This window comes from Pseudomonas sp. I8001, from assembly GCF_013385345.1.
Lineage (GTDB): Bacteria > Pseudomonadota > Gammaproteobacteria > Pseudomonadales > Pseudomonadaceae > Aquipseudomonas.
Genome location: NZ_JACAQC010000005.1, coordinates 349,240 through 372,212, shown reverse-complemented (window position 1 = coordinate 372,212; position 22,973 = coordinate 349,240). Strand labels below are relative to the sequence as shown.

Here is a 22,973-nt window from a genome sequence, read left to right as displayed (position 1 = left end):
CGACTGGCCACTGCTCAACGCCTTGCTCAACACCGCCAGCGGCGCGACCTGGGTTTCGTTGCACCACGGCGGCGGCGTCGGCATGGGCTTCTCCCAGCACTCGGGCATGGTGATTGTCTGTGACGGTACCGACGAAGCCGCCGAGCGTATCGCGCGCGTGCTGCACAACGACCCGGCGACCGGCGTGATGCGTCATGCGGATGCGGGCTACCAGATCGCCATCGACTGCGCCAAAGAGCAGGGCCTCAATCTCCCGATGATCAAATAACTAATGTGGGAGCGGGCTTGCTCGCGAATGCGGTGTATCAGTCACTGAAGTCGTTAGCTGACCCATCGCTTTCGCGAGCAAGCCCGCTCCCACATGTGATCTGCGTTTCACCCAAAAACAATCCATCAGAGGTTGAACATAAATGGCAGTAAAAGACGCTCGTGCAAGCACCACCCCGTTGATCGAAAGGCGTTCGATCGACTACATCCCGGAAGCGGAAAGACACGGCCGTCTATTGAGTCAGTTCACCCTGTGGTTGGGTGCCAACCTGCAAATCACTGCGATTGTCACCGGGGCCCTGGCCGTGGTGCTGGGCGGTGATGTGTTCTGGTCGTTGATCGGTCTGTTGATCGGTCAACTGCTGGGCGGTGGCGTCATGGCCCTGCATGCGGCGCAAGGCCCGCAACTGGGCTTGCCGCAGATGATCTCCAGCCGCGTGCAGTTCGGCGTGTATGGCGCGGTGATTCCACTGGTGCTGGTGTGCCTGATGTACATCGGTTTTTCCGCCAGCGGCTCATTGCTGGCGGGGCAGGCGGTGGCGCAGTTGCTTCACGTTGAAGACTGGGTCGGCATCGTATTGTTCGCGGGGCTGATCATGGTGTTTACGATCTTCGGCTACCGGGTGATCCACGGCATCGGTCGCATCGCCAGCGTGCTGGGGGTGGTTGCCTTCGTGTACCTGTTCTACAGGCTGCTGGCCGGTAACGACATCGGTGCGTTGCTGGGCAACAAGCATTTTTCCCTCAGCAGTTTCCTGCTGGCGATTTCCCTCTCGGCGTCCTGGCAGATTGCGTTCGGCCCGTATGTGGCGGACTACTCGCGCTACTTGCCGCGCAGCACGCAGGGCTCGAAAACCTTCTGGGCCGTGGGCCTCGGTTCGGTGATCGGCGCGCAGGCTTCGATGGTGTTCGGTGTGTTTGCGGCAGCCCTGGCAGGCTCGCAATTCGCTCACCACGAAGTGTCGTTTATCGTCGGCCTGGGCGGCACCGGGATCGTCGCGGCGCTGCTGTATTTCAGCATCGCCTTCGGCAAGGTCACCGTCACCACCCTCAACGCCTACGGCAGCTTCATGTCGATCGCGACAATCATCAGTGGTTTCCGTGGCAGCCGGCATATCGGCAGTGGCACGCGGCTGTTGTACATCTTCGTGATGGTGTCGATTGCCGCCGCGCTGGCGTTGCTGGGCAAGGACTCGTTCCTCAAGGATTTCTCCGCGTTCATCCTGTTCCTGCTGGCGTTTTTCACGCCCTGGAGTGCGATCAACCTGGTGGACTTCTACTGCATCACCAAAGAGCGCTATGACATCCCGGCCCTGTCCAACCCCAACGGTCGCTACGGTCGCTGGAACCTGATGGGCATCAGCATCTACGTGTTCGGCGTGCTGATTCAGATGCCGTTCATCTCGACGCATTTCTACACCGGCCCACTGGTCGCGAGCCTGGGCGACACCGATATCTCGTGGATCATCGGGCTGGTGGTGCCGGCGGCGTTGTACTACTGGGCTGCGAAAAAATGGCACAGCCCGATTCCTGAGCGCCTCGTGCTGCCCGATGTGCAGGGCGCCGCTGCTCAACCTGCTTAACCAGAACCCGGTACGCATGACAAACAGCGAATTGAAACAGCAAAACTGGCGAAAACTTTCCTCAAGGGACATCCTGAACTCTGGCACGCATGGTGAGCGACAACGCAGCCAAGAAAATCGACGCGGCCTTGTAGGTTGAGCGTTTCCGGTTGCCGCCACAGGCAACCGGGCGTCCGGCCACAATCCACTGGATCGAGAGCACACTATGTTTCCTGAGAGTTTTACGTTTTCCATCGCCGACTGGGTCAACAGTTGGGTCGATGCGCTGGTGACCAACTACGGCGATGTGTTCCGGCACATCTCCGATACGTTGCTGTGGGCCATCGTTAACCTGGAAGGTTTGCTGCGCGCAGCGCCCTGGTGGTTGATGTTGCTGATTGTCGGCGGTATTGCCTGGCATGCCACTCGCAAGTGGTTCACCACCGTCGTGATCGTCGGCCTGCTGTTTCTGGTGGGCGCGGTCGGGCTGTGGGACAAGCTGATGCAAACCCTGGCGCTGATGATGGTGGCCACGGTGATCTCGGTGCTGATCGGCATTCCCCTGGGGATTCTGTCGGCCCGCAGCAACCGCCTGCGTTCGGTGCTGATGCCGCTGCTGGACATCATGCAGACCATGCCCAGCTTCGTGTACCTGATCCCGGTGTTGATGCTGTTCGGCCTGGGCAAGGTCCCGGCGATTTTCGCCACGGTGATCTACGCCGCACCGCCGCTGATTCGTCTCACCGACCTGGGCATTCGCCAGGTGGACGGTGAAGTCATGGAAGCGATCAACGCCTTCGGTGCCAACCGCTGGCAGCAACTGTTCGGCGTGCAACTGCCGCTGGCCCTGCCGAGCATCATGGCCGGGATCAACCAGACCACCATGATGGCCCTGTCGATGGTGGTGATCGCCTCGATGATCGGCGCCCGTGGCCTGGGTGAAGATGTACTGGTGGGCATCCAGACCCTCAACGTTGGACGCGGCCTTGAAGCCGGTCTGGCGATCGTGATTCTTGCCGTGGTCATCGACCGCATTACGCAAGCCTATGGTCGTCCACGGCATGAGGCGAGCAAATGACTACTGTCAGCAAAATTGAAGTCAAAAACGTATTCAAGATTTTCGGCAACCGCTCCAAGGATGCACTGGCGTTGATTGGCCAGGGCAAGAGCAAGGACGAGGTGCTGGCCGAGACCGGTTGCGTGGTGGGCGTGAACGACCTGTCCCTGAGCGTCGACACCGGTGAAATCTTCGTGATCATGGGGCTGTCGGGTTCCGGCAAGTCGACCCTGGTGCGTCACTTCAACCGGCTGATCGACCCTACCAGCGGTGCGATCCTGGTGGACGGTGAAGACATCCTGCAACTGGACATGGAAGCCTTGCGCCAATTCCGCCGGCACAAGATCAGCATGGTGTTCCAGAGCTTTGGCCTGCTGCCTCACAAGAGTGTGCTGGACAACGTTGCCTACGGCCTGAAAGTGCGTGGCGAAACCAGGCAAGTGTGCGCCGAGCGTGCGCTGCACTGGATCGAAACCGTGGGCCTCAAGGGCTATGAAAACAAATACCCGCATCAACTTTCCGGCGGCATGCGTCAGCGTGTAGGCCTGGCCCGGGCGCTGGCGGCCGACACCGACATCATCCTGATGGACGAGGCGTTCAGTGCGCTCGACCCGCTGATCCGTGCCGAGATGCAAGACCAGTTATTGGAGCTGCAAAAGACCCTGCACAAGACGATCGTGTTCATTACCCACGACCTCGATGAGGCGGTGCGCATCGGCAACCGCATTGCGATCCTCAAGGACGGCAAGCTGATCCAGGTCGGCACGCCCCGCGAGATTTTGCATTCACCGGCGGATGAGTACGTGAACCGGTTTGTCCAGCGGCGGGTGGCGGTGGTTTGATCCGATATTTGTGGTGGGTTGGCTGAGGCTATCGCAGGCAAGCCAGCTCCCACATTTGGAATGCGTTTCCCCTGTGGAAGCTGGCTCGCTTGCGATGAGGCCAGTGAAGCTGCACAACAATTGCGAATTTCATGAAGAGGTCAACGATGTCCCAGGCTGAAAAAATCATCATCGCCGACGCCCCGATGCGTTGGCAGGACGTGGTCGCCGTGGCTCGCCACGGTGCGATCCTCGAACTCTCGGGCCAGGCCTGGGCTCGCATCGACAATGCACAGGCCATCGTCCAGCGCATCGTCACCAGCGGCGAGCGCGCCTACGGCATCAACACCGGCCTGGGTGCCTTGTGCAACGTGTCGCTCAAGGACGAACAACTGAGCCGGCTGTCGCGCAATACCCTGCTCAGCCATGCCTGCGGCGTCGGTGCGCCACTGAGTGTGGAGCAAACCCGCGCGATCATTTGTGCGGCGATCATTAACTACAGCCACGGCAAATCCGGCTTGCATCCGCAGGTGGTGCATTCGCTGCTGGGGCTGCTCAACCATGGCATCACGCCGCAAGTGCCGTCCCAGGGGTCCGTGGGTTACCTGACCCACATGGCGCACATTGGCGTCGCCTTGCTCGGCGTCGGCGACGTCAGCTATCGGGGCCGTATCGTTCCCGCACACCAGGCGCTGGCTGAAGAAGGTTTGCAGCCGGTAGTGCTCGGTGCCAAGGACGGGCTGTGCCTGGTCAACGGCACGCCGTGCATGACCGGCCTCAGCAGCCTGGCCCTGGCCGATGCGCACCGCCTGCTGCAATGGGCCGACGTGATCGGTGCCATGAGCTTCGAAGGCCAGCGCGGCCAGATCGACGCCTTCGACGAAGAAATCATCGCGCTCAAGCCGCACCCTGGCATGCAGCAAGTGGGCATCAACCTGCGCGCGTTGCTGGACGGCAGCGAAGTGATCGCCAGCAGCAAAGGCATTCGCACCCAGGACGCCCTGAGCATCCGTTCGATTCCCCAGGTGCACGGCGCGGCCCGCGACCAACTGGAACACGCCACCCGGCAGATCGAAACCGAACTCAACGGCGCCACCGATAACCCGCTGGTGCTCGGCACGCCAGACAACTACCGCGTGGTGTCCCAGGCCAATCCCCACGGGCAGTCCGTGGCCCTGGCGGCAGACATGCTGGCCATCGCCATGGCCGAAATCGGCTCCATCGCCGAGCGTCGCCTGGACCGTCTGATCAACCCGCACGTCAGTGGTTTGCCGGCGTTCCTGGTAAGCAACCCCGGGGTCAACTCCGGGATGATGATCGTGCAGTACGTCGCCGCCTCGCTGTGCGGGCAAAACCGCCAGTTGGCGCAACCGGCGGTGCTCGACAACTTCGTCACCTCGGGCCTGCAGGAAGACCACCTGAGCATGGGCACCAACGCCGCGCTGAAGCTGTATTCGGTGCTGGAAAACGTCACCCAGATCCTCGCCATCGAGTACTTGCTGGCGGCCCAGGCGTTCGAGTTCCTCCAGGAGCAACGCTTCGGCGCCGGCACCGATGCCGCCTGGCGTTTGCTGCGCGAACACGTCCCGGCCTACGACCAGGACCGCTGGCTGGCGCCAGACATCGCAGCCACCGCCGCGTTGCTCAAGGACGCCGATTTACTGCAACGCACGCTACCGAATTTGCACTGACCTTTTCCCAACAATAACCAGCGTGCCAAGCCGACTGATCCTCTAAAAGAGCACAGCGGCGGATAACGGAAGCATCCGGAGCGACTGGTAGTTAACAACACTCTCAAAAGGAGCATGAATGTGACTGCGCTAAACCTGATTCCAGGCCAACTGAGCCTTGCCCAACTGCGGGCCATCTACCAGCAGCCGGTAACCCTCAGTCTGGATGACAGCGCCTCGGCCCAGATCGAAGCCAGTGTCGCCTGTGTGGAACAGATTCTCGCCGAGAACCGCACCGCCTACGGCATCAACACCGGTTTCGGCCTGCTGGCCTCGACCCGCATTGCCAGCGAAGACCTGGAAAACCTCCAGCGTTCCCTGGTGCTGTCCCACGCCGCCGGCGTCGGTGAGCCCATCAGCGATGCGCTGGTACGGCTGGTCATGGTGCTCAAGGTCAACAGCCTGAGCCGGGGTTTTTCCGGGATTCGCCGGCAGGTGATCGACGCGCTGATCGCCCTGATCAATGCCGAGGTCTACCCGCATATTCCGCTGAAAGGTTCGGTGGGCGCCTCCGGTGACCTGGCGCCATTGGCCCACATGTCGCTGGTGCTGCTGGGCGAAGGCAAGGCCCGCTACAAAGGCGAATGGCTGGAAGCTACCGAAGCGCTGAAAGTTGCCGGCCTGACGCCGCTGACCCTGGCGGCCAAGGAAGGCCTGGCGCTGCTCAACGGCACCCAGGTTTCCACCGCTTATGCATTGCGTGGGCTGTTCGAGGGCGAAGATCTGTTCGCCGGTGCCCTGGCCTGTGGCGCCCTGACGGTGGAAGCCGTGCTGGGTTCGCGCTCGCCGTTCGACGCACGCATTCACGCTGCCCGGGGCCAACGCGGCCAGATCGACTCTGCGGCCGCTTATCGCGCCCTGCTGGGTGAAAGCAGCGAAGTGTCGCAATCCCACGAGAACTGCGACAAGGTCCAGGACCCGTACTCCCTGCGTTGCCAGCCACAAGTCATGGGCGCCTGCCTGACCCAGTTCCGCCAGGCGGCCGAAGTGCTGGTGGTGGAAGCCAACGCCGTGTCGGATAACCCACTGGTGTTCGCGGCTGAAGGTGACGTGATTTCCGGTGGCAACTTCCACGCCGAACCGGTGGCCATGGCGGCGGATAACATGGCGCTGGCCATCGCGGAAATCGGCTCCCTGAGCGAGCGTCGCATCTCGTTGATGATGGACAAGCACATGTCGCAACTGCCGCCATTCCTGGTGGGTAATGGCGGTGTGAACTCCGGCTTCATGATCGCCCAGGTGACGGCGGCGGCATTGGCCAGCGAGAACAAGGCACTGGCGCATCCCCATAGCGTCGACAGCCTGCCGACGTCAGCCAACCAGGAAGACCACGTGTCGATGGCCCCGGCGGCGGGCAAGCGCCTGTGGGAAATGGCCGAGAACACCCGCGGTGTGCTGGCGGTGGAATGGTTGGCGGCTTGCCAGGGCCTGGACCTGCGCAATGGCTTGAAAACCTCGCCGGCGCTGGAAAAGGCGCGCGGGATCCTGCGCAGCAAAGTCGCGTTTTATGAGAAGGACCGCTTCTTTGCGCCGGACATCAATGCCGCCAGTGAGCTGCTGGCAACGCGTTGCCTGAACGAGCTGGTGCCGGCGAAGTTGTTGCCGAGCTTGTAAGAGCGACACCGATCCAGTGTGGGAGCTGTCGAGCCCCGGCGAGGCTGCGATGGCGCCGGAACAGGCAACACTTTCGTAGCCTGACCCACCGCTATCGCAGCCTCGCTGGGGCTCGACAGCTCCCACATTTGATCTTCTACAGATTCGAATTTTCTCAGGATAAAAATAATTAAGGACGAGAAATGCACCAGCAAGAAAAGACGTTAAAACGCGGGCTCTCCGCCCGACATATTCGCTTCATGGCCCTCGGTTCCGCGATCGGTACCGGGCTGTTCTACGGCTCTGCCTCCGCCATCCAGATGGCCGGCCCGGCCGTGCTCCTGGCCTACCTGATCGGTGGCGCCGCGGTGTTCATGGTCATGCGCGCCCTCGGCGAAATGGCCGTGCATAACCCGGTGTCCGGCTCCTTCGGCCAGTACGCCAGTACCTACCTGGGCCCGATGGCCGGCTTTATCCTCGGCTGGACCTACGCCTTTGAAATGATCATCGTCTGCCTCGCCGACGTCACCGCCTTCGGCATCTACATGGGCTTCTGGTTTCCCGAAGTCGCGCGCTGGGTCTGGGTGCTGGGCATCGTGTTGCTGATCGGCGGCCTGAACCTGTGCAACGTCAAAGTCTTTGGCGAAATGGAGTTCTGGCTGTCGCTGCTCAAGGTCGGTGCCATCGTCGCAATGATCCTCGGCGGCTTCGGCATCATGCTTTTCGGCATTCACTCGGCGGGCGAAGCACCCGCTACCGGCCTCAGCAACCTGTGGGCCCACGGCGGCTTCATGCCGAACGGCGTGGGTGGCTTGATCGCGTCCTTCGCGGTGGTGATGTTTGCGTTTGGCGGCATCGAAATCATCGGCATCACCGCCGGCGAAGCCAAGGACCCGCAGCGGGTGATCCCCAAGGCAATCAACGCCGTGCCGCTGCGTATCCTGCTGTTCTACGTGCTGACGTTGTTTGTGCTGATGGCGATCTACCCGTGGCCGCAGATCGGCAGCCAGGGCAGCCCGTTCGTGCAGATCTTCAGCAACCTGGGGATAGGCTCGGCGGCGACCATCCTTAACATTGTGGTGATCTCGGCCGCCGTCTCGGCCATCAACAGCGACATTTTCGGCGCCGGTCGCATGATGTATGGCCTGGCCCAGCAAGGGCAGGCGCCCAAGGGCTTTGCCCAACTGTCGAGCCAGGGGGTGCCGTGGATGACCGTAGTGGTGATGGGCGCCGCGTTGCTCGGCGGTGTGGTGCTCAATTACCTGATCCCGGAAAACGTGTTCCTGGTCATCGCCTCGATTGCGACCTTCGCCACGGTGTGGGTATGGCTGATGATCCTGGTCACCCAGGTGGCCATGCGTCGCTCGATGACCAGGGAACAGATTGCCGAGCTGAAATTCCCGGTGCCGTTCTGGCCCTACGCGCCAGCGGCCGCCATCGTGTTCATGCTGTTCATCTTCGGCGTGCTGGGTTACTTCCCGGACACCCAGGCCGCTCTTATGGTCGGCGCCGTGTGGATCGTCTTGCTGATCGTCGCCTATCTGCTGTGGGTCAAGCCCGCCGCCGGGCAAACGGCCAAGGTTCACTACGACCCGGCTTTGTCTCATCGATAACCTAATGGAGGCGTTGATGAAAACGCTTTGGCAACACTGCCACGTTGCAACCATGGCCCAGGGCAACTACTCGATCATCGAGGACGCCGCCATTGTTACCTCGGGCACGCTCATCGAGTGGATCGGCCCGCGCGCCGATCTGCCGGATGCGAACTACGCAACCACCCATGACCTGCAAGGGGCGTGGGTCACGCCCGGGCTGATCGACTGCCACACCCACACGGTGTTCGGCGGCAATCGCAGCGGCGAGTTCGAGCAGCGGCTGCAAGGCGTGAGCTACGCCGAGATCGCAGCGGCCGGTGGCGGTATTGCCAGCACCGTGCGCGCCACGCGTGCGGCGAGCGAAGATGAACTGTTTGCCAGCGGCCACAAGCGCCTGCGCAGTTTGCTGCGCGACGGTGTAACCACCGTCGAGATCAAGTCCGGCTACGGCCTGGACCTGGCCAGCGAGCGCAAGATCCTGCGGGTGATCCGTCGCCTCGGCGCCGAGTTGCCGGTCAGTGTGCGCAGCACCTGCCTGGCGGCGCATGCGTTGCCGCCGGAGTATGTGGACCGGGCCGATGCCTACATCGAACACATCTGCACCGAAATGCTCCCGGCGCTGGCAGCGGAAGGCCTGGTGGACGCGGTCGACGCCTTCTGTGAGTACCTGGCGTTCTCGCCGGAGCAGGTGGAGCGCGTGTTCATCGCCGCCCGGAAACTTGGCTTGCCGGTAAAACTGCACGCCGAACAGTTGTCGTCCCTGCATGGCTCCAGCCTGGCGGCGCGTTACCAGGCGCTGTCGGCGGACCACCTGGAATTCATGACCGAGGAAGACGCCATCGCCATGGCCGCTTCCGGCACCGTCGCGGTGCTGCTGCCGGGCGCGTTCTACTTCCTGCGGGAAACCCAGTTGCCGCCGATGGATGCCCTGCGCAAGCACGGCGTGAAGATCGCGATCGCCAGCGACCTCAACCCGGGCACCTCGCCGGCGTTGTCGGTGCGCCTGATGCTGAACATGGCCTGCACCCTGTTCCGCATGACCCCGGAAGAAGCCCTGGCCGGCGCCACGCAACACGCGGCCACCGCCCTGGGCCTGGGCAACAGCCATGGCTCGCTGGAAGTGGGCAAGGTCGCGGATTTTGTCGCCTGGCAGATTGATCGTCCCGCCGACCTGGCCTACTGGCTGGGTGGCGAGCTGGATAAACGCGTCGTGCGCCACGGCGTCGAAGTCACCGTTTAAGGAGTACCGCTGTGGATAAGGTTCTGAACTTCAAACAAGGCCGTGTGCCGCTGCTGATCAGCATGCCCCACGCGGGCCTGCGCCTGACGCCGGCCGTGCAAGCCGGGCTGATCCCCGAGGCGCAAAGCCTGCCGGACACCGACTGGCACATTCCCACGCTGTATGACTTCGCCGAAGCGCTGGGCGCCAGCACTCTGGCGGCGGAGTATTCGCGCTTTGTCATCGACCTGAACCGGCCTTCAGACGACAAGCCGCTGTACGTTGGCGCAACCACCGGCCTGTACCCGGCGACACTGTTTGACGGTGTGCCGCTGTTCCGCGAAGGCCTGGAACCGTCCAAGGCCGAGCGCGCCACGTACCTGGAGCAGGTGTGGACGCCGTATCACCGCACCCTGCAAAACGAACTGGCCCGGCTCAAGGCCGAGTTCGGTTATGCGCTGCTGTTTGATGCGCACTCGATCCGCTCGGTGATCCCGCACCTGTTCGAAGGCAAGCTGCCGGACTTCAACCTCGGCACCTTCAACGGCGCGGCCTGCGATCCGCAGCTGGCCAGCGAACTGGAAGCCATCTGTGCCGGCCACCCGCAGTACAGCCATGTGCTCAACGGGCGCTTCAAGGGCGGGCATATCACCCGTCACTACGGCAACCCGGCCGAGAACATCCACGCCGTGCAGCTGGAGTTGGGGCAGTGCACCTACATGGAAGAGTTTGAGCCCTTCCGTTATCGCGCCGACCTGGCCGAGCCGACGCGGGTGGTGTTGAAGGAACTGCTGGAAGGGTTCCTGGCGTGGGGCAAGCGGCATTACTCCTGAGTGGCGTCGCTGCTGAGATAGCCTTCGCGAGCAAGCCCGCTCCCACATTCGACCGTGTTTCTTCAGGAGGAACACGGTCGAATGTGGGAGCGGGCTTGCTCGCGAAGAGGCCCTCAACAGCAACACACCTCCCAAGTCGTCTGTGTGCAAATCCCTGTCGCCACAGTTCGCTTTGATCAAGGTCTCGCTGGGTAAGGTGTTGGGCACGGCGCGTCAGACGCCACTCCCACAATAAAAACTGCCGAGTGAGACCGCATCGATGAAAAGACTGTTCAACCGTTGTCTGTTGATTCTCACCGGCGCCGCACTCTTGAGCGCCAACGCGATGGCTGCCGACCCGGCCTCGTGCAAGGTCGTGCGCATGGGCGTGGTCAGCTGGACCGACGTGATCGCCACCAGCGGCATGGCCGACGTGCTGCTCAATGGCCTGGGCTATGACAGCAAGCAAACCAGCGCTGTGCAGCAAATCATCTTTGCCGGCATCCGCGACAAACGCCTGGATATCTTCCTCGGCTACTGGAAACCGGCGATGGACAACAACATCGCGCCATTCCTCGCGGCCAAGCAGGTCAAGGTGTTCGACAAGCCGAGCCTGTCCGACGCCCAGGCGACGCTGGCGGTGCCGCAGTACGTTGCCGACGCCGGCTTGAAAACCTTTGCCGACATTGCCCGCTTCAAGGACAAGCTGGGCGGCAAGATCTATGGCATCGAGCCGGGCAGCGGTGCCAATACCGATATCCAGAAAATGATCGACAGCAATCGCTTTGGCCTCGGCGGCTTCAAGCTGGTGGCGTCCGGCGAGGCAGGCATGCTGGCGGCGGTGCAGCGGGCAGTGAATCGCAAGGAGTTCGTGGTGTTTGTCGGCTGGACCCCACACCCGATGAACATCAACATGAAAATGGCGTACCTGACCGGCAGTGAAGATGTGTTCGGTGCCAACGAAGGCATGGCCACGGTCTCCACGGTGACGGCGCCGGATTACGCCGAACGTTGCCCCAACGTGACACGCCTGCTGGAAAACCTGACCTACACCGCGGCCCAGGAAAGCCAGTTGATGGTGCCGATCATGGACCGCAAGACGCCGCAGGATGTGGCCAGACAGTGGTTGCGCGACAATCCCGAGGACTTGCAGCGCTGGCTGGCGGGCGTGACGACCCTGGATGGCAAGGACGGCGTGGCGGCGGTGCAGGCCAGCCTCAAGCCCTGAGCAAATGAAGATCAAAATGTGGGAGCGGGCTTGCTCGCGAATGCGGTGGGCCAGCCACACAAGTATTGACTGATAGACCGCATTCGCGAGCAAGCCCGCTCCCACATTGCATTCGTGGCGGCTGTTAAATCCTTATCTTCAGGACGATCCTTCGATGTCCCATTACCCGATTTCCGCGCAGATGTGCGCCTTCGTCGAAAAAACCGAATCCTTCACCAGCGACGACACATCGCTGGCCGGATTGCGCCGAGGCTACGACCGCATGTGCCAGGCGTTCACCCCGGCGCGGCCCGAAGGGTTACAGGTGTCAGACGTTTCCCTGGGTGGCGTGGGCGTACGCATTTATCAACCGGCGACGCCAACCCCTGATAGCGGCTGGCCATGCATCCTTTATATGCACGGTGGCGGCTGGGTGGTCGGCGGCCTGGATTCCCATGACTTCATGTGTGCTGAACTGGCCGACTCACTGCAAGTGCTGGTCATCGCCATCGATTACCGCCTGGCACCCGAACACCCGTTTCCGGCCGCCTTTGAGGATTGCCGTGCGGTGTGGCAGGCGATCCAGGTGGGCGAAGCGCCCCAGCCGATCAACCTTCAGCGTCTGGTGGTGGCCGGTGACAGCGCCGGCGGTAACCTGGCGGCGGCCCTGTGCCTGGGCCTGCGGGATGACCATCAGCCGCAGCCCCTGGCGCAAGTCCTGATCTACCCCGGCCTGGGCGGCCCCGCCGACCTGCCGTCCCGCCGCGATTGCGTCGACGCGCCGCTGCTCAGTACCGCCGACACCGAGTGCTACCTCGCCCTTTACCTGCGTGGGCCGGACAAGCCGTCGCCCTACGCCATGCCATTGCTGGCCGTGGATTTCAGCGGGTTGCCGCAGGCTTTGATCGCTGTCGCCCAGTTCGACCCGTTGCGGGACGACGGCATGCTCTACGCCGAACGCCTGCAAGGCGCCGGGGTGGCGGCCACGCTGTATCCCGGCAAAGGCCTGGTTCACGGCTGCCTGCGGGCCCGGGGCCAGGTGTTGGAGGTCGACCGGCTGTACGTTTATCTGCTGGACTACCTGCGTGGTGTTCTGCTGACACAGGTCTAGGTCCACGAGGACATGCTCATTGCACAATTCGGGTTTATGATGCCAGACGGCAAAATAATAGACGTCCCCCCAGGGATGAACTCGACCCCTTACGGAGCGCGCAATGCAGACTTTGTACCCGCAGATCAAACCCTACGCCCGGCACGATCTGGCCGTCGATGAAACCCACGTCCTGTACGTCGACGAAAGCGGTTCCCCGGAAGGCTTGCCCGTTGTGTTCATCCATGGCGGCCCCGGCGCCGGGTGTGATGCCAATAGCCGCTGCTATTTCGATCCTAATCTGTACCGAATTGTTACTTTTGATCAGCGTGGCTGCGGGCGCTCCACCCCACGGGCCAGCCTGGAAAACAACACCACCTGGGACCTGGTGGCCGACCTTGAGCGGATTCGCGAACACCTGGGCATCGAAAAATGGGTGCTGTTCGGCGGTTCCTGGGGCTCGACCCTGGCCCTGGCCTACGCGCAAACCCACCCGGAGCGTGTGCACGGCCTGATCGTGCGGGGCATTTTCCTGGCCCGCCCCCAGGACATTCAGTGGTTCTACCAGGCTGGCGCCAGCCGGCTGTTCCCCGATTACTGGCAGGACTACCTGGCGCCTATCCCGGCGGAGGAGCGGCACGACCTGCTCAGCGCCTACCACAAGCGCCTGACCGGCAACGACCAGATCGCCCAGATGCACGCCGCCAAGGCCTGGTCCACGTGGGAAGGGCGCATGTTGGGCCTGTGCCCGAACCCGCAATTGATCGAGCGTTTCTCCGAACCCCAGCGCGCCCTGTCGATTGCCCGTATCGAATGCCATTACTTCACCAATAACTCGTTCCTTGAACCTGACCAGTTGATCCGCGACATGCACAAGATCGCCCACCTGCCTGGCGTAATCGTGCATGGCCGCTACGATATGATCTGCCCGCTGGACAATGCCTGGGAGCTGCATCAGGCCTGGCCCAACAGTGAGCTGCAGATCATCCGCGAGGCCGGCCATGCGGCTTCCGAACCCGGAATCACCGATGCGCTGGTGCGTGCGGCGAGTGAAATGGCACGGCGCCTGCTTGATTTGCCGCCTGAAGAAGCATGAAGGGGCTTTTGCAACGGGTGCGCGGCGCCCGGGTCGAGGTAGAAGGGCAGGTGGTCGGGGCGATAGACCAGGGTTTGCTGGTGCTGGTGGCTGTCGAGCCTTCGGATACGCAAGCCAGCGCCGACAAGCTGCTGCATAAGCTGCTTAACTATCGGGTGTTCAGCGACGACGAGGGCAAGATGAACCTGTCCTTGAAAGACATTGGCGGCGGTTTGCTGCTGGTGTCGCAGTTCACCCTGGCGGCAGACACCAAGAGTGGGCTGAGGCCGAGCTTCTCCACGGCGGCACCGCCGGCGTTGGGCGAGGCGCTTTTCGACTATCTGCTGTTACAAGCGCAACAATTGCATGGCACGGTAGCGGCAGGGCGTTTTGGCGCTGATATGCAGGTGCATTTGGTCAATGATGGGCCGGTCACCTTCCTGTTACAGACGTGAATGTACTGAAAACGACTTGTGATGCCCAAAAAACCGGGTTTTCGCTACAAATACTTCGCTGACCCTGATGCGTTGTCACGCGGGCTACTAGATAATCGCGCGCTACGGGGATCAGCGTTAATTGGTCCATTTTTGACTTAGGTAGAGACTTGTCCGATAGCCATTGGGGAATCATTTAGCCCCATGGGAGTCGGAACAATGCTCGCCAACCTGGCATATAGATAGCTGGCCGTTGGTTTTTTGATCTGTTTTCGGCGAGGGTTGCTCGTGATTGTTAGTCCCTGTAATGCACCAAAATTGTCTGCCAAACGGTTACGAAACGTACTGGTGACGGGCTCTGCCCTGTTTTGCCTGTTCGGCGCGGGTCAACTGTGGGCATTCAGTCTGGATGATGTGTCGGCCAAGGCAAAAGAGCTGGCCGGGCAGAAATACGAAGCTCCGCGCAGCAATTTGCCGAACGAATTCCGCGAAATGAAATTCGCTGATTACCAGAAAATTCGTTTCCGCAACGAAAAAGCCGAGTGGGCCGATCAGAACACCCCGTTCAAGCTGTCCTTCTACCACCAGGGTATGCATTTCGATACACCGGTGAAAATCAACGAAGTCACCGCCGACAGCGTTCAGGAAATCAAGTACGACCCGTCCCGCTTCGATTTCGGCGACGTCAAGTTTGATCCCAAATCCACCGAACAGCTGGGTTATGCCGGTTTCCGTGTGCTGTACCCGATCAACAAGGGTGACAAGCAAGACGAAATCATGACCATGCTCGGCGCCAGCTATTTCCGCGTCGTGGGCAAGGACCAGGTCTACGGCCTGTCTGCCCGCGGCATGGCGATCGACACCGCGTTGCCGTCCGGCGAAGAATTCCCGCGTTTCACCGAGTTCTGGATCGAGCGTCCAAAACCGGGTGAGAAACAGCTGGTGATCTACGCCCTGCTGGATTCGCCGCGGGCCACCGGCGCTTATCGCCTGATCCTGCGCCCGGGTACCGACACCATCGTCGACGTCAAATCCCAGATGTACCTGCGTGACAAGGTCACCAAGCTGGGCATCGCCCCGCTGACCAGCATGTTTCTGTTCGGCGCCAACCAGCCGTCCAAGGTCCTCAACTACCGTCGCGAGCTGCACGATTCCAGCGGCCTGTCGATCCATGCCGGCAACGGCGAGTGGATCTGGCGCCCACTGAACAACCCCAAACACCTGTCGGTCAGCAACTTTACCGTGGAAAACCCGCGTGGTTTCGGCCTGCTGCAACGCGGCCGCAACTTCAGCCACTACGAAGACCTCGACGACAACTACGACAAGCGCCCAAGCGCCTGGATCGAGCCTGAAGGCGATTGGGGCAAGGGCTCCGTCGACCTGGTAGAGATTCCGACCGCCGATGAAACCAACGACAACATCGTTGCGTTCTGGAGCCCGGAAACACTGCCTGAGCCAGGCAAGCCGCTGGACGTTGCCTACCGCCTGCACTGGACATTGCAAGACGCCGAGTTCCATTCGCCAGAAAGCGCCTGGGTCAAGCAGACCCTGCGTTCCACCGGCGACGTCAAGCAATCCAACCTGATCCGTCAGCCAGACGGCAGCGTGGCTTACCTGGTGGACTTCGAGGGCCCGTCCCTGAAGAAACTGCCAGCTGACGCACCGGTTCGCAGCCAGGTCAGCGTGGGCGACAACGCCGAAATCGTTGAAAACAGCGTGCGCTACAACCCGCACACCCAAGGCTGGCGCTTGACCCTGCGCATGAAGATCAAGGACGCAGGCAAACCGACTGAAATGCGCGCTGCTCTGGTTCAGGACATCGTGCAGCCGGAACCGGAGAAGGTTTCGACCCAAGTGCTGAAAGCCGACAAGGTCCTGGCTAAACAGCACGAGAAAGCGGCCAAGAAAGACGCCAAGGACAAGGACGCCAAGCAGCCGGAAGCGGCTGCCCCAGCCACACCACTCCCTACCCAGGATCAGGCCAAGACAGAGCAAGTCCTGACCGAAACCTGGAGCTATCAGTTGCCTGCCGATGAGTAATTCTCAAGTCCAGCCAGAGACGCTTGCCGAGTACCTGGCGCATCTACCGATGACCGATGAGCAGCGCGCCGAACTGGCGGGCTGCGGGTCCTTCAGTGAATTGCACAAGCGCCTGTCATCGTCCACGTTCGACGCGCCTGCCGACGCTGCCCAGGCATCGGTAGGCGCCCGGCTGACCCTCAACACTGCCGAAGAGCTGCAAGACGCCGAAATGCTGGTGCTCGACGCCAGCGGCCGGGTTTGCCTCAAGGCCACGCCGCCGATCCGTCGGACCAAGGTCGTGCCTGAGCCGTGGCGCACCAATATCCTGGTGCGTGGCTGGCGCCGCCTGACCGGCCGCACGAATCCACCGGCCCCGCCGAAGGATGAGCGCGTACTGCCGGCCGCCCGCTGGCGCACCGTCGGTTCGATCCGTCGCTATATCCTGCTGGTGCTGATGCTCGGCCAGACGATCGTTGCCGGCTGGTACATGAAAGGCATCATGCCGTACCAGGGCTGGTCCTTCGTCGACTTTGACGAGATCCGCAACCAGACCCTGCTGCAAACCGCGACCCAGGTACTGCCTTACGCCCTGCAAACCAGCATCCTGGTGCTGTTCGGGATTCTGTTCTGCTGGGTCTCTGCCGGTTTCTGGACCGCGCTGATGGGCTTCCTGGAACTGCTGACCGGTCACGATAAATACCGTATCTCCGGTAAAAGTGCCGGTGACGAGCCGATTCCGAAAGACGCCCGCACCGCCCTGGTCATGCCGATCTGCAACGAAGACGTGCCCCGGGTATTTGCCGGCCTGCGCGCGACGTTCGAATCGGTGGCTGCCACCGGTGACCTGGACCGTTTCGACTTCTTCGTCCTCAGCGACAGCAACGAGGCCGACATCTGCATCGCCGAGCAGCAAGCCTGGCTCGACGTGTGCCGCGAAGCCGGTGGCTTCGGCAAGATCTTCTATCGCCGCCGTCGCCGTCGCGTCAAACGCAAGAGCGGCAACCTCGACGACTTCTGCCGTCGCTGGGGCGGTGACTACAAGTACATGGTGGTGCTCGACGCCGACAGCGTGATGAGCGGCGAATGCCTGACCAGCCTGGTGCGCCTGATGGAAGCCACGCCGGATGCCGGGATTATCCAGACCGCGCCACGTGCGTCGGGCATGGATACCCTGTATGCGCGCATGCAGCAGTTCGCCACCCGGGTGTACGGCCCGCTGTTTACCGCCGGCCTGCACTTCTGGCAGCTGGGTGAATCCCACTACTGGGGTCACAACGCGATCATCCGCATGAAGCCGTTTATCGAGCACTGCGCCCTGGCGCCGTTGCCGGGTAAAGGTGCGTTTGCCGGTGCGATTCTTTCCCACGACTTCGTTGAAGCTGCGCTGATGCGCCGCGCCGGCTGGGGCGTGTGGATTGCCTACGACTTGCCGGGCAGCTACGAAGAGCTGCCGCCGAACCTGCTGGACGAACTCAAGCGTGACCGTCGCTGGTGCCACGGCAACCTGATGAACTTCCGCCTGTTCCTGGTAAAAGGCATGCACCCGGTGCACCGTGCGGTGTTCCTCACCGGCGTGATGTCGTACCTGTCGGCACCGTTGTGGTTCTTCTTCCTGGTGCTGTCCACGGCCTTGCTGGCGGTCAACACACTGATGGAGCCGCAATACTTCATGGCGCCGCGCCAGTTGTATCCGTTGTGGCCACAATGGCATCCGGACAAGGCGGTGGCGCTGTTCTCCACCACCATCGTTTTGCTGTTCCTGCCTAAATTGCTGAGCATCATCCTGATCTGGGCCAAGGGCGCGAAAGAGTTCGGCGGCAAGTTCAAGGTGACCCTGTCGATGCTGCTGGAGATGCTGTTCTCCATGTTGCTGGCGCCGGTGCGGATGATTTTCCACACCCGTTTCGTACTGGCCGCGTTCCTCGGCTGGGCGGCGACCTGGAACTCGCCACAGCGTGACGACGACTCCACACCATGGAGCGAGGCAGTCAAGCGCCACGGCCCGCAGACCCTGCTCGGCTTCTTCTGGGCGCTGCTGGTGGTGTGGTTGAACCCAAGCTTCCTGTGGTGGCTGGTGCCGATCGTCGGTTCGCTGATGCTGTCGATTCCGGTGTCGGTGATTTCCAGCCGGGTCAAACTGGGCCTCAAGTCTCGCGACGAGAGCCTGTTCCTGATCCCCGAGGAATACAATCCGCCCCAGGCGCTGTTGTCGACCGACAAGTACACCCACGAAAACCGTTGGCATGCGCTCAATGACGGTTTTGTGAGGGCGGTGGTCGATCCGCAGCAGAACGCCCTGGCGTGCGCCTTGGCAACTTCCCGTCACGGGCAGGCGGAGCCGATTGAGTGGCTGCGTGTTGACCGGGTTCGCCACGCGTTGAAAGTCGGCCCGGCCGGCCTCAACAACGGTGAACGCCTGGCCTTGCTCAGCGACCCGGTCGCCCTGGCACGCTTGCACGAGCAGGTCTGGAGCGAAGGCCACGCCGAGTGGCTGAGCGCCTGGCGCGAATCGGTCAAGGCCGATCCGCATGCGCCATTGCTGCCATTGAAGCCGCTGTCGTCCCAGGCTCAACCGGCCTGATTCCGACGCCCCCGAGGTGCCACCTCGGGGGCGTTTGCGATAACCGTCCTACGTTGTTTTTGCCTTCTGCTGCATCGCGCTAACTCCTTGTTATTTCGAAACAAAAGACCCTTCTCCGAGGCATATTGCCGTGCCTGCGAGTGGGTTAGCATCGCCCCCCAAATCTGACTCGAAGCCTGCGGCTTACGCGATCTTGCGCGTGGCCGGGTGTGGGAGTGTTTAATGGAACAGGGGCTTTTTTCATGATCAAAAGGTATTTGTCGATGCTGCTGCTCGGCATCGTCACATTTTCCCACGGTTACCTGGCGCATGCCGGAGCCATAGATGAGGCCGTTCGGCGGGGTGTGTTGAAAGTCGGCACCAATCCGGCCTACGTGCCCTTTGAGATGACCGACAAGAAAGGCCGGATCGTCGGGTTTGAAATTGACCTGCTTCGGGAGATGAGCAAGGCGCTGGGGGTCAAGCTGGAGCTGGTTTCGGTACCGTATATCGACCTGATTCCCGGCCTGCTGGCCAGCCGGTTCGACCTGATCGGCAGCGGCATGACTGTCACGCAGGAGCGCAACCTGACCCTCAATTTCAGCGACTCGTTCATCATCGTCGGCCAGACCGTGCTGCTGAACCCTCGGTTGGCCGACAGGGTCCAGAGCATCGAGGACTTGAACGAGGCCGGTTACCGGATCGTGGCCGCCGAAGGCACCACAGGCGAGGCGGCGGCGAAAAGGTTTCTCGGCACTGCACGGCTGCGCAGTTTTCCAACACCTGAAGAAGGCGTGCGCCAGGTGGTGGAGGGCAAGGCCGATGCGTTTATCCATGATGCGCCGTATAACCTGATCGCCATTACCAAGCCCCAGAACAGTGCGCTGTTGGCGCTGGAGCAACCCTTCACCTACGAGCCCCTGGCGTTCGGCTTGAAAAAGGGCGATTACGACAGCCTCAACTGGATCAATCATTTCCTCAACCAGGTGGCCCAGGACGGCACCTACGATCGGCTGCATGACAAGTGGTTCAAGGACTCGGGCTGGATGGCGGAAGTGGACTGGTAGTCATAACTGCTTACACATCAAGCAATTGGCTGGGCCGTGGGTCGAGGTGTCTAGCCATGCCTTTCTCTGCACGGTTGTGGGGCTTTTCTGTCATACCTTGGCAACAAATCCCGGCGAAACCTTTGTACCCGGCGGTGAGTGAGTTAGGATCGCACCCCGAAATGGTGCAGCCCTTTTGCGCGCCGACCTCACAAGAAAATGAGTTCAGGGGACTTGATGATGAAAAAGTATCTTTCGATGCTGCTGCTGGGTGTCACCGCACTGGTGGCGGTCAACGCGGCACATGCCGGCGCCATCGATGATGCGGTCAAGCGCGGTACGCTGAAAGTCGGCATGGACCCGACCTACATGCCGTTCCAGATGACCAACAAACGCGGCGAAATCATCGGCTTTGAAGTCGACATCCTCAAGGCCATGGCCAAGTCGATGGGCGTGAAGTTCGAGCCGATTTCCACCGGTTACGACGGCATCATCCCGGCCCTGTTGACCGACAAGTTCGACATGATCGGCAGCGGCATGACCCTGACCCAGGAACGCAACCTGCGCCTGAACTTCAGCGAACCGTTCATCGTGGTCGGCCAGACCCTGCTGATCCGCAAGGAGCTGGAGGGCACCATCAAGTCCTACAAAGACCTGAATGACGAGAAATACCGCCTGACCTCCAAGCTCGGCACCACCGGCGAAATGGTGGCCAAGAAGCTGATCTCCAAAGCCAAGTACCACGGCTATGACAACGAGCAGGAAGCTGTTCTGGACGTGGTCAACGGCAAGGCTGACGCCTTCGTCTATGACGCCCCGTACAACGTGGTGGCCGTGAACAAGGTCGGCGCCGGCAAACTGGTGTTCCTTGATCAGCCGTTCACCTTTGAACCCCTGGCGTTCGGCCTGAAGAAGGGCGACTACGACAGCATCAACTTCATCAACAACTTCCTGCACCAGATCCGCAACGACGGCACCTACGATCGCATCCATGACAAGTGGTTCAAGAGTTCTGAGTGGCTCAAGGACATGGAATAAAAGCTGACCTGCATTGATCGTTCCCACGCTCCGCGTGGGAATGCAGCCCGTGACGCTCTGCGTCACAAAGCGGACGCTGAGCGTCCAGTGAGGCATTCCCACGCAGAGCGTGGGAACGATCTCGACATATCCCGGAACCCGTAATGAAACAGAAAAAAGCCCAATGGCCCTGGCACCTGCTGACGGTGCTGGTGCTGGTCGGCCTGGCCGGCGCGTTGTATTACGCCACCTCGCTGATGTCCTACGAATGGCGCTGGAACCGCGTGCCGCAGTACTTCGTCTACCAGGCCGAAGAATCCCAGCGTGCGTCGGACATTTCCACCGTCAGCGAGCTGGTGCGCAAGGGCGATGTGGCTGACGTCACCCTGCGTAATGACGAGGGCAACGAGCAGCACCTGACCGTGGCCGAGAACAGCCTGCAAGTGGCCAAGGGCGATGACGTGGCCGAGGGCGATGTGGTCGGGGTCACCCGGCATTGGGCTGCGGGCCCTCTGCTGTGGGGCTTGTGGACTACGTTGTGGCTATCGGTGGTGTCCGGGGTGCTGGGACTGTTGATCGGCCTGGCGACCGGATTGTGTCGCCTGTCGAACAACCCGACTTTACGCGATCTGTCGACGATCTACGTCGAACTGGTACGCGGTACGCCGTTGTTGGTGCAGATCTTCATTTTCTATTTCTTTATCGGCACGGTGCTCAACCTGTCCCGGGAATTCGCCGGGATCGCCGCGCTTTCGCTGTTTACCGGTGCCTATGTGGCGGAAATCATCCGTGCCGGCGTGCAGTCGATTGCCCGTGGGCAGAATGAGGCGGCACGTTCCCTGGGGCTCAGTGCTGGCCAGTCGATGCGCCACGTGGTGTTGCCGCAAGCCTTCAAGCGCGTGCTGCCGCCCCTGGCCGGGCAATTTATCAGCCTGGTCAAGGACACATCCCTGGTGTCGGTGATCGCGATTACCGAGCTGCTCAAAAGCGGCCGCGAGGTCATCACCACCTCGTTCTCGCCGTTCGAAATCCTGTTCTGCGTCGCAGGCCTGTACCTGCTGATCAACCTGCCGCTGTCGAAAATCGCCAGCCGGCTTGAGCGGAGGCTCGCGCAAAGTGATTGAAGTCCGCGATCTGGTAAAAGTCTTCGACACCCGTGGCCACGTCGTGCGCGCGGTGGACAACGTGACCACGCAGGTGGCCAAGGGTGAAGTGCTGGTGGTGATCGGCCCGTCCGGTTCCGGCAAGTCGACGTTCCTGCGCTGCCTTAACGGCCTGGAGGAATTCGATTCCGGCTCGGTAAGCATCGACGGCCTGCAACTGGCAGACCCGAAAACCGACGTGAACGCCTACCGCCGTGAAGTCGGCATGGTGTTCCAGCACTTCAACCTGTTCCCCCACATGACCGTGCTGGAAAACCTCTGCCTGGCGCAAAAAGTCGTGCGCAAGCGCGGCAAGAAAGAGCGCGAGGCCAAGGCCCTGGCGCTCCTGGAGAAAGTCGGCATTGCCCAAAAAGCCCACGAGTTCCCGTCGCGGCTTTCCGGTGGCCAGCAGCAGCGCGTCGCGATTGCCCGCGCGCTGGCGATGGAGCCCAAGGTGATGCTGTTTGACGAGCCCACCTCGGCCCTGGACCCGGAAATGGTCGGCGAAGTGCTGGACGTGATGAAGACCCTGGCCCTGGAAGGCATGACCATGGTCTGCGTCACCCATGAAATGGGCTTTGCCCGGGAAGTGGCTGATCGCGTGCTGTTCTTCGATCACGGCAAACTGTTGGAGGACGCCGCCCCGGCGCAATTCTTCGATGCGCCGAAGGACCCTCGCGCCCAAGCCTTCCTGCGCCAGGTTCTATAAATGCGTGGGAATGCT

At 61.5% G+C, this 22,973-nt stretch carries 17 protein-coding genes and 3 pseudogenes; all 20 read left to right on the top strand.

What is annotated here, in order from left to right:
* Window positions 1-268 (top strand): annotated as a pseudogene (locus tag HX839_RS03450) (urocanate hydratase); the annotation flags it as partial.
* A gap of 142 nt (window positions 269-410) precedes the next feature.
* On the top strand, window positions 411-1,850 hold the full coding sequence (locus tag HX839_RS03445; protein ID WP_177066725.1) for a cytosine permease: 1,440 nt from the start codon (window positions 411-413) through the stop codon (window positions 1,848-1,850).
* A pseudogene (locus HX839_RS03440) lies at window positions 1,837-1,984 on the top strand (histidine ABC transporter substrate-binding protein); the annotation flags it as partial. The gene HX839_RS03445 and the pseudogene HX839_RS03440, both read left to right, overlap by 14 nt.
* 71 nt (window positions 1,985-2,055) lie before the next feature.
* Window positions 2,056-2,907 (top strand): proline/glycine betaine ABC transporter permease, encoded by an 852-nt coding sequence (locus tag HX839_RS03435; RefSeq protein WP_003209260.1) that lies wholly within the window; start codon window positions 2,056-2,058, stop codon window positions 2,905-2,907.
* A complete protein-coding gene (locus tag HX839_RS03430; RefSeq protein ID WP_003209262.1) occupies window positions 2,904-3,728 on the top strand; it encodes a glycine betaine/L-proline ABC transporter ATP-binding protein in 825 nt (274 codons plus the stop codon). Before HX839_RS03435 ends, HX839_RS03430 begins: the two co-directional genes overlap by 4 nt.
* Before the next feature lie 146 nt (window positions 3,729-3,874).
* Window positions 3,875-5,398: a histidine ammonia-lyase gene (gene hutH, locus HX839_RS03425; protein WP_003209264.1), complete on the top strand. Its 1,524-nt coding sequence runs from the start codon at window positions 3,875-3,877 to the stop codon at window positions 5,396-5,398.
* Between the two features lie 114 nt (window positions 5,399-5,512).
* On the top strand, window positions 5,513-7,051 hold the full coding sequence (gene hutH / locus HX839_RS03420; protein WP_085984627.1) for a histidine ammonia-lyase: 1,539 nt from the start codon (window positions 5,513-5,515) through the stop codon (window positions 7,049-7,051).
* 182 nt (window positions 7,052-7,233) lie between these two features.
* Window positions 7,234-8,643: an amino acid permease gene (locus tag HX839_RS03415; RefSeq protein ID WP_003209267.1), complete on the top strand. Its 1,410-nt coding sequence runs from the start codon at window positions 7,234-7,236 to the stop codon at window positions 8,641-8,643.
* Window positions 8,644-8,659: 16 nt separating this feature from the next.
* On the top strand, window positions 8,660-9,865 hold the full coding sequence (hutI, locus tag HX839_RS03410) for an imidazolonepropionase (protein WP_134325596.1): 1,206 nt from the start codon (window positions 8,660-8,662) through the stop codon (window positions 9,863-9,865).
* An 11-nt stretch (window positions 9,866-9,876) separates the two neighbouring features.
* Window positions 9,877-10,677, top strand: coding sequence for an N-formylglutamate deformylase (hutG, locus tag HX839_RS03405; RefSeq protein WP_087692905.1), 801 nt, complete (start codon window positions 9,877-9,879; stop codon window positions 10,675-10,677).
* Window positions 10,678-10,936: 259 nt separating this feature from the next.
* Window positions 10,937-11,884, top strand: coding sequence for a choline ABC transporter substrate-binding protein (locus HX839_RS03400; protein WP_008439284.1), 948 nt, complete (start codon window positions 10,937-10,939; stop codon window positions 11,882-11,884).
* A 154-nt stretch (window positions 11,885-12,038) separates the two neighbouring features.
* Window positions 12,039-12,974, top strand: coding sequence for an alpha/beta hydrolase (locus HX839_RS03395; RefSeq protein ID WP_177028685.1), 936 nt, complete (start codon window positions 12,039-12,041; stop codon window positions 12,972-12,974).
* A 103-nt stretch (window positions 12,975-13,077) separates the two neighbouring features.
* Window positions 13,078-14,049 (top strand): prolyl aminopeptidase, encoded by a 972-nt coding sequence (gene pip / locus HX839_RS03390; RefSeq protein ID WP_008439282.1) that lies wholly within the window; start codon window positions 13,078-13,080, stop codon window positions 14,047-14,049.
* Window positions 14,046-14,483: a D-aminoacyl-tRNA deacylase gene (gene dtd / locus HX839_RS03385; protein WP_087692908.1), complete on the top strand. Its 438-nt coding sequence runs from the start codon at window positions 14,046-14,048 to the stop codon at window positions 14,481-14,483. Before pip ends, dtd begins: the two co-directional genes overlap by 4 nt.
* Before the next feature lie 267 nt (window positions 14,484-14,750).
* The gene (locus tag HX839_RS03380; RefSeq protein ID WP_008439280.1) at window positions 14,751-16,502 is read left to right on the top strand and encodes a glucan biosynthesis protein G; all 1,752 of its coding nucleotides are present in this window, start codon (window positions 14,751-14,753) and stop codon (window positions 16,500-16,502) included.
* Window positions 16,495-19,070 (top strand): annotated as a pseudogene (gene mdoH / locus HX839_RS03375) (glucans biosynthesis glucosyltransferase MdoH); the annotation flags it as partial. The gene HX839_RS03380 and the pseudogene mdoH, both read left to right, overlap by 8 nt.
* Window positions 19,071-19,307: 237 nt before the next feature.
* On the top strand, window positions 19,308-20,111 hold the full coding sequence (locus HX839_RS03370; protein WP_177066723.1) for a transporter substrate-binding domain-containing protein: 804 nt from the start codon (window positions 19,308-19,310) through the stop codon (window positions 20,109-20,111).
* A gap of 219 nt (window positions 20,112-20,330) precedes the next feature.
* Window positions 20,331-21,128 (top strand): transporter substrate-binding domain-containing protein, encoded by a 798-nt coding sequence (locus HX839_RS03365; RefSeq protein ID WP_003209284.1) that lies wholly within the window; start codon window positions 20,331-20,333, stop codon window positions 21,126-21,128.
* Window positions 21,129-21,271: 143 nt separating this feature from the next.
* Window positions 21,272-22,231: an amino acid ABC transporter permease gene (locus tag HX839_RS03360; RefSeq protein ID WP_003209286.1), complete on the top strand. Its 960-nt coding sequence runs from the start codon at window positions 21,272-21,274 to the stop codon at window positions 22,229-22,231.
* The gene (locus tag HX839_RS03355; protein WP_063033481.1) at window positions 22,224-22,958 is read left to right on the top strand and encodes an amino acid ABC transporter ATP-binding protein; all 735 of its coding nucleotides are present in this window, start codon (window positions 22,224-22,226) and stop codon (window positions 22,956-22,958) included. Before HX839_RS03360 ends, HX839_RS03355 begins: the two co-directional genes overlap by 8 nt.
* Window positions 22,959-22,973 lie beyond the last annotated feature (15 nt).